The organism is Acidovorax sp. (genome assembly GCF_022763525.1).
In the GTDB taxonomy this organism is placed as follows: Bacteria; Pseudomonadota; Gammaproteobacteria; order Burkholderiales; family Burkholderiaceae_C; genus Acidovorax.
In genome coordinates, this window is record NZ_JALEGG010000306.1 from 1 (window position 1) to 14,072 (window position 14,072).

At 67.8% G+C, this 14,072-nt stretch carries 12 protein-coding genes; all 12 read right to left on the reverse strand.

Features of this window, described 5'->3' with window-relative positions:
* Positions 1-277, reverse strand: a 277-nt coding sequence (locus MRY84_RS23050; RefSeq protein ID WP_291507992.1) for an SDR family NAD(P)-dependent oxidoreductase, incomplete at its 3' end; no start/stop codon positions are given.
* Positions 274-813, reverse strand: coding sequence for a DUF3833 domain-containing protein (locus MRY84_RS23055; protein WP_291507993.1), 540 nt, complete (start codon positions 811-813; stop codon positions 274-276). The genes MRY84_RS23050 and MRY84_RS23055, both read right to left, overlap by 4 nt.
* 20 nt (positions 814-833) lie before the next feature.
* The gene (locus MRY84_RS23060) at positions 834-2,117 is read right to left on the reverse strand and encodes an MFS transporter (RefSeq protein ID WP_291507994.1); all 1,284 of its coding nucleotides are present in this window, start codon (positions 2,115-2,117) and stop codon (positions 834-836) included.
* A complete protein-coding gene (locus tag MRY84_RS23065) occupies positions 2,114-2,611 on the reverse strand; it encodes a chalcone isomerase family protein (RefSeq protein WP_291508002.1) in 498 nt (165 codons plus the stop codon). The genes MRY84_RS23060 and MRY84_RS23065 overlap by 4 nt, the downstream gene beginning before the upstream one ends.
* 105 nt (positions 2,612-2,716) lie before the next feature.
* A complete protein-coding gene (locus MRY84_RS23070) occupies positions 2,717-3,940 on the reverse strand; it encodes a cyclopropane-fatty-acyl-phospholipid synthase family protein (RefSeq protein ID WP_291508003.1) in 1,224 nt (407 codons plus the stop codon).
* A gap of 26 nt (positions 3,941-3,966) precedes the next feature.
* A complete protein-coding gene (locus MRY84_RS23075) occupies positions 3,967-4,758 on the reverse strand; it encodes a DUF1365 domain-containing protein (protein ID WP_291507995.1) in 792 nt (263 codons plus the stop codon).
* Positions 4,755-6,065, reverse strand: a complete 1,311-nt coding sequence (locus tag MRY84_RS23080; protein ID WP_291507996.1) for an FAD-dependent oxidoreductase — start codon at positions 6,063-6,065, stop codon at positions 4,755-4,757. Before MRY84_RS23080 ends, MRY84_RS23075 begins: the two co-directional genes overlap by 4 nt.
* 244 nt (positions 6,066-6,309) lie before the next feature.
* The gene (locus MRY84_RS23085) at positions 6,310-6,894 is read right to left on the reverse strand and encodes a glutathione peroxidase (RefSeq protein WP_291507997.1); all 585 of its coding nucleotides are present in this window, start codon (positions 6,892-6,894) and stop codon (positions 6,310-6,312) included.
* A 226-nt stretch (positions 6,895-7,120) separates the two neighbouring features.
* On the reverse strand, positions 7,121-8,326 hold the full coding sequence (locus tag MRY84_RS23090; RefSeq protein WP_291507998.1) for a phosphohydrolase: 1,206 nt from the start codon (positions 8,324-8,326) through the stop codon (positions 7,121-7,123).
* 135 nt (positions 8,327-8,461) lie between these two features.
* Positions 8,462-11,572, reverse strand: coding sequence for an efflux RND transporter permease subunit (locus MRY84_RS23095; protein ID WP_291507999.1), 3,111 nt, complete (start codon positions 11,570-11,572; stop codon positions 8,462-8,464).
* Between the two features lie 12 nt (positions 11,573-11,584).
* Complete coding sequence (locus tag MRY84_RS23100) at positions 11,585-12,805, reverse strand: efflux RND transporter periplasmic adaptor subunit (RefSeq protein WP_291508000.1); 1,221 nt, start codon at positions 12,803-12,805, stop codon at positions 11,585-11,587.
* A gap of 183 nt (positions 12,806-12,988) precedes the next feature.
* The coding region (locus tag MRY84_RS23105; RefSeq protein WP_291508001.1) for an efflux transporter outer membrane subunit at positions 12,989-14,072 on the reverse strand (1,084 nt) is incomplete at its 5' end.

Below are 14,072 nucleotides of genomic sequence, written 5' to 3' on the forward strand. Positions count from 1 at the left end.
CCGCGCAGTAGCACACCAGGCCGGGCGCTCCCCCTGCGAGCACCTGCGTGGCGGCGGCCAGCACTTGCTCGGGCTCGGCCGTGTCAAAGGCCAGGGCCATGCTGCCTGGGTGCTGGGCCACAAATGCATCCAGCGCATCGCCGCTGCGGGCTGACACGATGACCTGCGCACCCCGCGCATGCAGCGCCGCCGCCGTGGCCCGGCCAATGCCACTGCTGGCGCCGATGAGCCAGGCCCGGCGGCCCTGCCAGTCGCGCAAGGGGGGGTTGAGGCTCATGGTACGCGTTTGGTGAAGGACAGGGTGATCTCGCCCAGACGCACGCCGAACTTGCTCATGGTCGCGCGGTTGAGCATCACGCGGTCGTCGATGAGGTACATCCAGTCGTCCAGGTCCACGTGGTAGACCTTGCCGTCCACGGGCAGGGCCAGCGTGTAGTTCCAGCGGAAGGCGTTGCCGCGCGTCTGGCCATTGGCCGTGCCCACCACATCGTCGGCGGTGCCGGTGTAGCGGCCGTCGGCGTGTTTGGTCAGGCGCCAGATGCGGCGTTGTGTGGTGCCGTCGGAATAGGTGAAGGCTTCGTCCAGCACGCCCTCGTTGCCCTTCCAGCTGCAGTCCATCACCACGGTGAAGCGCTTGACGATCTGGCCGCTGCGGTCCTGGAAGATGCCGTAGGCGTCGATCTTGCCGTTGAAATACTGGGCCAGGTCCAGCACTGGTTTTTCGCTGGCGTAGCCGTCAATGCTCTGGCTGGCGCAGCCAGACAGAGCCACGGGTGTGGCCACGGCGGCGGAGAGAAGAAGGCGTCTTTGCATGTGGGGCATCCCTTGAAAAATCAGGCGCTGGCCAGGCCGCGTGCAGGCCGGAGCACCAGCCCATACAGCGCCCCTGCTGCCAGCAGCTTGAGCACGCAGGGCAGCACGGCATAGGCCCAGCCCAGGGTCTGCAGGCCTTCTTCGCTGCGCGTGCCGGGGGTGTAGCCCCACCAGCCCAGCAGGGGCAGAGCGAGGCCAGCGGCCAAAGCCAGGTTGAGCTTGGTGGCAAAGTTCCACCAGCCAAAGTAGGCGCCTTCGTGCTGGCCGCTGTCGCCCTCGGCAGCGATCACGCCCGCCAGCAGGGCGCTGGGCAGGGCCAGGTCGGTGCCCAGGGCCACGCCCGACAGCGCGCAGACGACAAGGAACGGCACCACATCACCCGCGCCCAGAAACGCGGTCCACACAAACACGGCAATCGCCAGCAGCATGCCCGCCAGCCAGGTGCGTGCCAGGCCCCAGCGCGCCACGGCGCGCAGCCACAGCGGAATGGACAGCGCAGCGCACACAAAGTAGGCCGCGAGGAACATCGGCTCCTGCGCGGGCGGAGCCTGCAGGCGGTCCTGGATGAAGAACAGCACCAGCGTGGCCGGGATGGCGCTGGCAATGCCGTTGAGCACGAACACGGCCAGCAGGCGGCGAAACGCCGGCCGTCCCCAGGGCCGCCACAGACTGGTGTGCTGCGGCGGCCGGTACACACCGGCGTCCTGCCGCACCGGACGCGGCGCACGCGTCCAGCACCACCAGCCCAGCAGCAGGGCGGTGGCAAACACACTGAGCATCACCGGCAGGCCCAGCAGCGCAGGCAGCACCGAGGCCAGCACCACGCCGACCAGCGCAGCACCCTCGCGCCAGGCCACGATGCGGCCGCGCTGCACTTCGTCGCCCCCCAGCCGAGCGCCCCAGGACTGGTGCGCAATGCTGAGCTGGCTGTAGGCGGTGTAGGTGATGAGCAGCGCCACCAGCGCCCAGGCGACGAGCGCATCGGCCCCGCGCACCAGGGGAAAAAACAGGCTGGTCAACCCCAGTGCCAGCACCGCTGCCGACACCGCGCCCACCCCCAGCACGGCGCGCACCGAGCGGCCGAAGAGGTAGTCGGAAAGGCGGCCCAGCAGCGGGTCGGTGAACGCGTCAAACAGCCGCGCCGCCAGCAGCACCGAGCCCAGCGTGGCGAGGGGCATGCCGAACTCGCGCGCATAGTGGTTGGGCAGCAGCACATACAGCGGCAACGCCACAAACGCCAGGGGCAGACCCAGCAGCCCATAGGCCAGACCTGCGCTGGCGCGGATGGGCTGCGTGGAGGTCATGGTTGGCCTGCCGTGCGGGTAGCGGCCAGCAGCTCCTGGCGCAGCCCGGGTTCGGAGGTCTGCGGCGAAAGCCAGATGCCAAAGAACAGACGCGAGAACTCGGCGTCCGGCACCTCACCGACGACACGCCCCGCCATCTTGAACACCGCACCCACGCCCGGCTGGTGAATGCCCAGCAGGCGGTCGCCGGACTTCACATCCGGCAATGCGGCTTGCAGCGCCTGCTGCCAGCGCGTGGCCTGTTGGGGCGTGAAGCTGCCCACGCGCCGCATTTCCTCGATGGAGCGTTTGGCGATGGCCTCGGCCGTAAAGTCTCGGTGGTAGGTCAGCTCCAGCGCCAGTGGCCGGGCGGCATAGTGGTCAGCATCGAAGCCTGGCTGCACCCAGAGGCGGGCCCGGTAGATCTCGAAACCCAGGAACCGTAGCACGCCCTGGCCAGCCAGGCGCACGCCCGACAGGGGCGTGGCGCTGGCCGGCTCGGCCGCCTGCACCACGGACACGAGTCGCGCTGCGGCAGGGGTTGAATAAAAACAGGCCCCTGCGCTGATACACAAAGCGGTAGCAGCTATAAATTTCATAGCTTTTCCTGTGGTTCCCTGTCAATTCCTGGTCAGCGTGTACTGCACCAGGTCGATGTTTCGCATCGCAAACGCCGCCTCGCAATACGCCAGGTAGAACTCCCAGATGTGCAGGAAGCGCTCATCGAACCCCAGTTGCAGGATCTGCGGGCGCTGGGCCAGGAACCGGTCGCGCCAGCGCCGGAGGGTCTCGGCGTAGTCCTGCCCGAACGCGAACTCGTCCACCACGCGCAGGCCCGCGGCTTCGGCCTCGCGGCGGAACTCGCGTGGACAGGGCAGACAGCCCCCTGGGAAGATGTACTGCTGGATGAAATCCGTGGAGCTGATGTAGCGGTCGAAGAGGCTGTCATCGATCACGATGCTCTGGATGCAGGCCCTGCCGCCGGGCTTGAGCAGGCGGTGCACCGACTGGAAGTAGGTGGGCCAGTACTCGCGGCCCACGGCCTCGACCATCTCGATGGAGCAGATGGCGTCGTACGGGCCGTCCTGGATGTCGCGGTAGTCCTGCAGGCGCAGGTCAGCACGCTCAGCCACCCCCTGCTGGGCCATGCGCGTTTGCGCAAACGCGAGTTGCTCGGTGGAGAGCGTCACCCCCGTCAGATTCGCGCCAAATTCGACCGTCGCCATCTCGGCCAGCGCGCCCCAGCCGCAGCCGATCTCCAGAACCCGCGAGCCTGGTTCCACCCCCGCCATGCGCAGCGCGCGGCGCACCTTGGCGTGCTGGGCCTTGCGCATGTCGCCGCCCGCATCGCCCTCGAACCAGGCGGACGAGTAGTTCATCGTGTCGTCCAGCCAGAGTTCGTAGAACGCGTTGCCCAGGTCGTAGTGGGCGTGGATGTTCTTCTGGCTGTTGGCGCGGGTGTTGCGGTTGAGCAAGTGCTTGATGCGGTACAGCAGACGCCCGGCCCAGGTGCCGTAGATCACGCCTTCCACCTGCTGGCGGTTGGCGATGAAGAGCTTGAGCAGGTCGGTCAGGTGCGGCGTGGTCCAGTCGCCCGCGATGTAGCTCTCAGCAAAGCCGATGTCGCCGGACTTGAGCGCGGCGCTGCACACGTTCCAGTTTCTAAGCGTGATCGCGGCCGAGGGGCCGTTGCCATGCCCGAAATGCTGCAAGGTGCCGTCGGGCAGCTGCACCGTGAGGTGGCCGTGCTGCAGGCGCTGCAGCAGCTTGAGCGCCGTGCGGGCGGCAGCCGGTGTGCCTGCAGGCAAGGCCAGAGCGGTGCGGGGGGCGGTGGTGGAGTTCATGGCGGCGTTCTCGTTCGTCATGGAATTCAGCGGGTCACGATGGATGCAGGCGCCTCGGGCTTGCGGTGGAAACGCACGCGCTTGAGCCACAGCTGCAGCGCGTGCCAGTGAATGCGGGCAATGATGGCGAGCGTCATCGCGGGGTAGCCCCAGAGTGCCTGGCGCAGGGTCTGTGCGGTGATGGCCTGCAGGGTGCCGCTCACGCTCGTCTGGATGAGCGGGCCTGTGTCGTCGTCGTGGTCGATGCGCACCACGGTGCGGCCTGCGTCCTGTGCCCCCGCCTCGGTGCGCATGAAGCGGAACCGGTAGCCCCCGTTCACCTCGCAGAACGGCGACACATGGAACACCTTGCGCGCCTGCTGTTCCACGCCGTACTGCGGCGCATCCAGCAGGTAGCAATGGCGCTCGCCAAAGGTGTTGTTGACCTCCACCACGATGGCGCGCAGGGGGCCGTCCGCGCGGTGGCAATACCAGAAGCTCACGGGCTTGAAGGTGTAGCCCAGCACACGCGGGTAGCAGTGCAGCCAGACCTCGCCCGTGGCGTCGGTGATGCCTTCGGTGTGCAGAAGCTCGTCCAGCCAGGCCAGCGCACCGCCCTGCGCGGCGCTGCGGCCGTCGCCATGATCGACGTCATGGAAGCTGATGGCGCCGCGCCGGTTCACGGCCAGCGGCGTTGGCATGCCCGGCAGGCTGCGCATTGGCAGCATCAGGAAGAACGTGGGGTAGGCAAACGCATGCCGCCGGGGCCGCAGCCGCGTGTGGCGCACCTGGCCGAAGCCGATGAGGGGCGCTGCGGATGGGGCCGGGGCGTGGCTCACGCGGCCTCCGCCAGGGGGGCGGGCAGGGCTGCCCGCAATTGCTCGGCCACGGCCAAGCCGGATTTGAGGCCATCTTCGTGGAAGCCGTAGCCCGTCCAGGCGCCGCAGAACCAGGTGTGCTGCTGCCCCTGCAGCTTGCCCACCTGCTGCTGCGCGCGGATGGCGGCCATGTCGAACACCGGGTGGGCGTATTCGTAGCTGCCGATCACGTGCTCGGGCGCAATGTCGCGCACCGGGTTGAGCGACACGACCACGGGTTGCGCAAAGGGCACGGGCTGCAGCTGGTTGATGAGGTAGTGCAGGCACACGCGGGCCGACTCGCGGCTGCGCTGCTGGGCGCGCTCGTAGTTCCAGGCGGCCCAGGCGGCGCGGCGTTCGGGCAGCACCGAGATATCGGTGTGCAGCACGGCGCGGTTGGCCTGGTAGCGAATGGAACCCAGCACCGCGCGCTCGTGCGTCGTCGGCTGGGCCAGCAGCGCGAGGGACTGGTCGGAGTGCGTGGCCAGCACCACCTTGTCGAAGTGTTCTGTGCGGTCTGCAGTCACCACGCGCACCCCGGCGGCGTCGCGCTCGATGCGGCGCACGGGGGTGTTCAGGCGCTTGTCGGCAATGCCCGCCACGATCTTGTCCACGTAGCGGCGCGCACCGCCGGACACCGTCCACCACTGCGGGCGGTTGCTCACCTGGATCAGGCCGTGGTTGTGGCAGAAGCGGATCATGGTGGCCACGGGGAACTTCAGCATCTGGTCGGTGGGGCAGCTCCAGATGCAGCCCAGCATGGGCAGGAAGTACCAGTCGCGGAACGCATCGCCAAAGCGGTGCTCGCGCAAAAAGTCGCCCAGCGGCTGCATCAGCGCGGCCTCGGCCTGCTTTTCGGCAATGCGCGTGCAAAGCTTGTTGAAACGCAGCAGGTCGCGCAGCATGCCCAGAAAGCGCGGGTTGACCAGGTTGGAGCGCTGGGCAAACACGGTGCTGAGGTTGGTGCCACTCCACTCCAGCGCGCGGCCACCGCCGAGGGCTGCGGGCACCTGCACCGAGAACGACATGTCGGATTTGGCCGTCTCCACGCCCAGCTCGGCCAGCAGGCGGATGAGATGAGGGTAGGTGCGCTCGTTGAACACAAGAAACCCGGTGTCCACGCCGTGGGTGACGGGGGTGCCCGAGGCATCCGGCAGCGTTACATCCACCGTGTGGGTGTGGCCGCCGAAGTAGTCGCCCGCCTCGAAGAGTGTGATGTCCGCCTGGCCGCGCAACTGGTGCGCGACGGAGAGCCCGGAGATGCCGGAGCCGATGATGGCGATTTTCATGGCCGGCCCCCTCTGGCCGGCTCACGGAATAAAAAGGTTGCGAAGCGTCCCGAAACGAATAAGAGAGGGAGGGAGGAGAAGCGCTCCAGGAGGTCAGTCGGAACCCAGGGGCCCGAAAGGCTTCGCAACGTTAAAACTGTACGGTGCGCAATTGCGTTGCGCAGGGGATAGAGTAGGGTCACTTCAGCGAAGTTCCAGAGCCCGCGCCGATTTATTTGCAAAAAAATTAAAGAAAACATTGCAATCACCGTGTGGGCGCAACAGCAAGTTGCTGTTCGATAGCGCGGACAAGGGTTTTGCTGTCCGGCGCGGTGAGGCTGGAATATTGGTCCACCAACTTGCCGTCGCGGCCGAGCAGGTATTTGTGGAAGTTCCAACGCGGGGCGGTGCCGGACTGCTGCGCCAGTTCGCGGAACAGCGGCGAGGCTTCAGGCCCCTTCACGCTGCTTTTGGCAAACATCGGAAATTTCACGCCGAAGGTGTTTTCACAGAACTCGGCAATCTGGGCATTGCTGCCTGTTTCCTGCGAGAAGTCGTTGGACGGGAATCCCAACACCACCAGGCCCTTGTCCTTGTAGCGCGCATACAGCTCCTCGAGTCCTTTGTATTGCCCGGTAAAGCCGCAAAAGCTGGCGGTGTTGACGACCAGCACCACCTTGCCCGCGTATTGGCACAGCGACTGCGGCTTTTCATCCTGCAGCCGGGCAAACGTGTGCTGCAGCAGGGCCGGGCAACCGACCGCGGCCTGCGCATGGGCCGGGACGGCAGAGCCCAGCGCCGCCACCGCGACGAGGCCGGCCTCCAGAAGGGATCTCAACGAAGTTTTCATGGGACAGCCTGCGCAGAAATGTGGATGGATGGACGCAATTTAACCAATCCATTATTTTTTGTCCACATGAGTTTTTATTTGGACTGATTGGTATACGAGGCGCATGCTGGCGCCCAGCCTTGATGCGGAGCAGCGAAATGCCCGGCAGGCGCGCAATGAAGGGGAAGGAGAAATGCCCCCGCAGCGCAGGGGGATACGGGCGCCGAGAACGCCCGGAGAGAGCGGCTTACGCCAGAGTCAGGAGGCGGCCCAGCGAAAGCTTGACACGCACGTCCTTGAAAGCCACCACCCCGGTGATCTTCCAGGGCGGCATGCCGGTATCCCGCGGAATCGGCTCGCCCGTGGGCAGGCCTTCGCGGTTCGTGACCACTGCCACACGCGGCGTGGTGGCGGTGGTGCCCCGGCGGATGACCACGCCCACTTCCTGGCTGGCCAGACGCACGAAGGCCCCTGGCGGGTACACGCCCAGCGTCTTGACGAGGGCGGCGCCGGCTTCATCCACCTGGTGCTCCTCGTCGTAGTAGCTCGCCTGCATGGCTGCCGTGACCGGCATCGGCAGCCGGGCGGCGCGGGGCGCCATGCGCGCGCCAAAGATATCGGCGCGCTGCAACAGTCGCGCCATTTGCTGGGCCAAGGTCTTCTTGGCCAGCGGCCCGGGCGTGCGGTGGTGGTGGCATCGCACGGCCTCCAGCCAGTCGTGGTCGGCCACGCCCAGGGTGCGCAGCAGCGCTTCGGAGCGCTCGGCGTGGTTCTCCACCGCTGCGATCTGCTGGGCCGTGAGCGGATGGGTCTGCTGGGCCAGCTGGTCCTGCAGCTCGGTCATGGCAATGTTCATGGAGAGGGCCGCATGGCCGAGCTGCTGGATGTGCGCCTCGGGCCAGCGCAGCATCTCGCGCGCCACAACCATGCACACGCAGCTCACCAGCATGGCGTGCGTGGCGCTGTACATGCGGGTTTCTTGCGCCGACAGATAGATCAGCGCGAGCAGCGTGGCGTCGGGCGTCTGTTCGACATGGCGGGCGAGCTCATCGTGCAGCGCCTGAAACCGTGCGCCGAAGTCCCCGGGTAGCGGTGTGCGCAGCAACTGCGTGGCGCGCAGTTGCAACTCGGGCCAGTCGGGCAAGGTCTTGGCAGCCCGGTCCCGCGCCGCCTTGTCGTCAGCGGCCGCCATTTTCATGGCCGCGATTTCGCCCAAGTTGGTGTCGGCGATCAGCATGCGCTGCAGCTGCGCCAGGTAAGCCCGATGGCTTTCTCCCGACTCGTCCGTGTCCACGCACAGCTGCCGGCCTCGCGCCACCATCCGCGCCAGCTCTTCGCGGTTGCGGATGACGTACCCTTTTTGCGCCAGCAGCACCCCATCGGAGCCGCGCAGCACAAAAGGCAGCGGGTGCCCCAGCTGGATCGTTTCGATGTTGAGGCTGACGAGGTTCATGCTCGTTACATTATCTAACGCCCGCCTCTGGCGCAATACGCTTTCGTGCCGGGTAATTTCCCGGCTTTTCCGCCGACAGCCGGGGCGTGGCACGAGAGCCTGTGAACGATTGCTCCCGTGCCGTCGCCCCGCCTTTTACGGCGCCGTGCGCGGCGAGGGCGTTGCGGCCGGCGAAGTCTCGGCGTCCCGCCCTCGCACCCGCCGCAGCATGCGGCCGAACCATTGCCCCACATCGTCCACACCGGTGAACACCGCGGGGATGACCAGCAGGCTCAGCAGCGTGGAAGTGATCAACCCCCCGATCACCGCCACCGCCATCGGCGAGCGGAAGCTGGCGTCGGCCGCGCCGATTCCGATGGCGATGGGCAGCATCCCGGCGCCCATGGCCAGCGTGGTCATGATGATGGGCCGCGCGCGCTTGTGGCAGGCATCGATCAGCGCCTCGAAGCGCGTCATGCCGTGCTCGCGCCGCGCCAGGATCGCGTACTCCACCAGCAGGATCGAATTCTTGGTTGCGATGCCCATCAGCATGATCAGCCCGATGAGCGAAGGCATGGAGAAGCTCTTCTGCGCGATCAGGAGGCCCACGAAGGCGCCGCCCAGCGACAGCGGCAGCGCCGCCAGGATGGTCACCGGGTGCAGGAAATCCTTGAACAGCAGCACCAGCACGATGTAGATGCACAGCACGCCGGTGAGCATGGCCAGGCCGAAGCTGGCGAACAGCTCGCCCATCATCTCGGCGTCGCCGATGGTGATCTGGCGCACGCCCGGGGGCAGGTTCTTGATGGACGGCAGTGCCTCCACGGCTTTGGTCACGTCGCCCAGCGGCTGGCCTGAGAGCTCGATCTCGAAGTTGACGTTGCGCGCGCGGTCGTAGCGGTCCACCACGGCCGGGCCGCCGCTGAACTCCAGCGTGGCGACCTGGCCGAGCATCACCGGCCCCTTGCTGCCCGGTACGGCGAGGCGCTCCAGCAGCGACAGGTCCTGGCGGGCGTCGTCCTGCAGCTTCACCACGATGGGCACCTGGCGCGAGGCCAGGTTGAGCTTGGGCAAGGACACGTCGTAATCGCCCACGGTGGCGATGCGCAGCGTTTCGGCGATGGCGCTGCTGGTCACGCCCAGGTCGGCAGCGCGCGCAAAATCTGGGCGCACCGCGATCTCCGAGCGCACCAGGCTGGCCGTGGACGAGATGCTGCCCAGGCCGGGGATGGTGCGCAGGTCTTTCTCGACGGCCAGCGCCGCCGTGGTCAGCGCCTGCGGGTCGTCGCCCGAAAGCACCAGCACGTACTTCTCGCCCGACCCACCCAGGCCCACCTTGCTGCGCACGCCGGGCAGCGGTTCCAGCGCCGCGCGGATCTTGTTCTCGATACCCTGCTTGCGCGGCCGGTCGCCGCGCTCGGCCAGCAGGATCGTGAGCGTGGCCTTGCGTGTCTCGGTCCCGGCGCCGCCCATGAAGGGGTCGGCCCCCGCCGAGCCCCCGCCGATGGTGGTGTACACGCTCTGCACATGCTCCACCTTGGCGATGCGCTCGCGCGCGTCTTCGGCCACGGCGCGGGTCTGCGCCAGCGTGGCACCGGGCGGCAGCTCCAGGTACACCTGGGTTTGCGAGTTGTCGTCCGGCGGGATGAAGCCTGTGGGCAGCAGCGGGATCAGCGCCAGCGAGCCGATGAAGAACGCCGCCGTCGCGATGAAGGTGATCCACCGGTGCTTGATGCACCAGGCCGCCCAGCGCAGGTAGGTCGTCATCCAGCGCGGGTCCTTGTGGTTGTCCACGATGGGCTTGAGGATGTAGGCTGCCATCATGGGCGTAAGCACGCGGGCCACCACCAGGCTGGCGAACACCGCCAGCGACGCCGTCCACCCGAATTGCTTGAAGAACTTGCCGGCGATGCCGCTCATGAACGCCGTGGGCAGGAACACCGCGATCAGCGTGAACGTGGTGGCGATCACGGCCAGGCCGATCTCGTCCGCCGCTTCCATCGCGGCCTGGTAGGGTGTCTTGCCCATGCGCAGGTGGCGCACGATGTTCTCCACCTCCACGATGGCGTCGTCCACCAGGATGCCCACCACCAGCGACATCGCCAGCAGCGTGATCACGTTGATCGAAAAGCCCAGCAGGTGCATGCCGATGAACGCCGGAATGATCGACAGCGGCAGTGCCACGGCCGAGACAAATGTGGCGCGCCAGTCGCGCAGGAAAAGCCACACCACCAGCACGGCCAGCAGCGCGCCTTCGTACAGCAGGTGCATGGAGCCGTCGTATTCCTCCTGCACGGGCTGCACGAAGTTGAAGGCCTCGGTGATCTCCAGGTCCGTGTGCTGCTCGCGCAGTTCCTTGAGCGCGGCCTGCACCGCACGGCCCACCTCGACCTCGCTCGCGCCCTTGCTGCGAGAGACTTCAAAGCCCACGACGGGCTTGCCGTTGAGCATGGCCAGCGCACGCGGCTCGGCGATGGTGTCGGACACGGTCGCCACCTGATCCAGCCGCACATGGCGGCCATCGGACAGCGCGAGCGTGAGGCCTGCGAGTTCCTGCGCCGACTGCACCGTGGCCAGCGTGCGCACGGGCTGCTCGCTGCCGCCGAGGTCGGTGCGGCCGCCGGCGCTTTCGGTCTGCACCAGGCGCAACTGGCGCGACACGTCGGCCGCGGAGGCATTGAGCGCCTGCAGCTTCACCGGGTCGAGTTCCACATGAATCTGGCGCGCGACCCCGCCCACGCGGTTGACCGCACCCACCCCGCGCACGGCCAGCAGCTTCTTGGCCACGGTGTCGTCCACAAACCACGACAGCGCCTCGTCGTCCATGCGGCTCGACGCGATGGTGAAGGCCAGCACGGGCTGAGCGGCCAGATCCATCTTGGTCACGATGGGATCGCGCACGTCGCCTGGCAGATCGCCGCGCACGCGGGCCACGGCGGAGCGCACGTCGTCCAGCGCTTCCTGCGTGGGTTTCTCCAGCCGAAACTCGGCGGTGATGGTGGCGCCGCCGTCCTGCACCTTGGTGTAGATGTGCTTCAGGTCCTGCAGCGTGGCGATGCTGTTCTCGATCTTGCGCGCCACATCGTTCTCGAGCTGCGCGGGCGATGCGCCCGGCAGCGCCACCGTCACGGAAATGGTGGGCAGGTCGATGTCCGGGAAGTTCTGCACCTTCATGGCGTTGAAGGCCAGCAGCCCGCCGAAGGTCAGCAGCACGAACAGCATCAGTGCCGGTATCGGGTTCTTGATGGACCAGGTGGATACATTCATGAAGAACGCTCCTTAATTGATAGCTGCTTGCGCTTGATTGGCAAGCGCTAGAGTCATTTTTTGCTTAAGTCCGGGGGCTTGCGACGTGGTTTGCGCGGGGGCCGCGGCAGGGGCGGGCGCAGCCACCCGCACCAGATCGCCATCGTTGAGGAACCCGGCGCCCCGCACCACGACCTGGGCATTGGCGTCCAGCCCCGTGAGCAGCTCCACGCGGTCGGCCACGCGGCGGCCGGTCTGCACCTTGCGCTGCTGCACGCGCTGCTCGGCGCCCACCACGAAGATGTAAGAGAAACCGTCGCGCACAACCAGCGCCTCTTGCGGCACGGTGAGGGCGTCGCTCTGTCCCAGCGCGAATTCGCCGCGCGCGAACATGCCGGCGCGGAAGTCGTTGCCGGCGGGCAAGTCCACGTACACCAGCGCGTTGCGCGTCTGCGGGTCCACGGTAGGCGCCACCATGCGCACCGTGCCCTCCGCGGTGGCGCCGCTGGCCGCCGTCACGCTGGCCTTCACGCCGGGCTGGATGCGGCGCAGCTCGGTGGACGTGACCTCGGCGCGCCACTCCAGACGCCCCTTGCGCACCATGCGGAACAGCTCGTTCCCCGAACCCACCACGGCGCCCACGGTGGCCGTGCGGGCGGAGATCACACCGCTGTCCGGCGCCACCACTTGCGTGTACTTCAGGCGCAGCTGCTGGGCGTTGAGCGTGGCCTGGGCCGCCTCCACGCGAGCCTGCGCGGTCTTTTCGGCCGTGGTGTATTGCTGGATCTGTTGCTGGCTCAGAGCGCCCGTGGCCTGCAGCGATCGGGCCCGTTCCGCGTTGGCCGCGGCCTCTGCGGCGTTGGCCTGGGCTTCGAGCAGGCTGGCGCGCGCTTGCGCCACATCGGCCTGGATCGTCTCGGCAGAGAACGTTGCCAGCACCTGCCCGGCCTTCACCGTGTCGCCGACGTTCACGCGCACGTCGGTCAAACGCAGGCCATTGCTCTCGGCGCCAATGCTGGCCTCCTGCCAAGCCGCCACGTTGCCGTTGGCGGCCAGGCGCAGGGGCACGGATGTGCGCTGCGGCGCGGCGGTGCTCACGGTGAGCGCGGGGCGGGGCTGCGCAGCAGCCTTGGGCTCATCGGCTGCGCGCGAAGCGGCAGAGAAAAGCAGGGCGCCGCCCGTGGCCAGCACGCAGGCCGCGATCACGGCGAAGGCGGTAGGAGAAAACTTGAAGGGAAAAGAGGAATGTTGCATTTGCATCCGTCCTAAGAATTCATATCAGCGATCCGTGGGCTACGCACGGTCGGCAGCCGTTGAAACTGGCGCGGCCCAAACCACGGCAGCCGAGCAAGGGATGCCCTGCAGCGAGTGCTGCGTCCACCTCCCGAGCGAAGCGAGAGAGAAGGGGGGAAGCTGCGAAGCAGCTCAAGGGGGGCCTCACAGCTTCCACCCACCGCCTGCAGCGCGGTACAGCGCAATCCAGGCCACCTGGCGCTCGTGCCGAAGCGCCACCAGTGCGTTCTCGGCCGCCAGCGCGGTGCGCCGGGCATCTTCCAGCTCCACCAGGCTTGCCAGCCCGCCGCGCCAGCGGGCCTCCGTGGCATCGAACGACGCCCGGTAGCCCTCGGCCGCTGTCCGCGCGCTGTCGCTGCGCTCGGCCGTGCTCTGCAGGCGTACCAGCGCTTGCTCCACCTCGCTCACGGCCTGGCGAACCTTGGCGCGGTACAGCGCTGCGGCCTCATCGTAGCGGGCCTGTGCCGCCTCCACCTGTGCGCCGCGGCGCCCCCCGTCGAACAGCGGCACGCTCAGCGCCAGCGGGCCGATGGTCCAGGTGTTCAAGTCGGTGGTCACGCCGCCGGTACGCACCCAGGCCGTCCCCACCGAGCCGCTCAGCCCCAGGCGCGGGTAGCGCTGTGCCTGGGCGCTGCCGACGTCGGCACTGGCGGCAGCCACCTCGCGCTCGGCGCTGTACACGTCCGGCCGCTGCGCCAGCACCTGCGCTGGCAGCGCTGCGATGGTGAACAGGGTGTCGGGCGCGGCCGGGCCGGGTGTGGACAGGCGCGTGCGCAAGGCGGGCTCTTCCCATCCGGTGAGCGCCACCAGGGCCTTGATTTCCACGTCGCACTGCATGCGCTGCTGCGAGGCGCGGGCCTGTGCCTCGGCGGCGCTCGCGCGGGCCAGCGCCGCCGTGGCGGGAGCCGTGAATCCGGCCCGCTCGCTCAAGCCCGAAAGGCGCGAGGTCTCCCCGCGAGACTGCGCATCGCGCTCGGCGACGCGCAATTGCTCGAGGCAGGTGCGCACGCTGCTGGTCTGCTGCGCCACCTCGGCTGCCACGCTCACGCGGGCCTCGTGCCAGGCGGCCTGCGCGCCGGCCAGTCGCTCGCCAGCGGCCGTGTGCGCGGCCCGGTTGGCGCCGAAGAGGTCGATCTCCCAGCTGGCCTGCAGCCCCGCCTGCGCCGTGGTGGCGATGCCGGCCAGCTGTTCGTTGAAGCCCCGGCTGGCGCTGGCCTGGCCGTCAAGG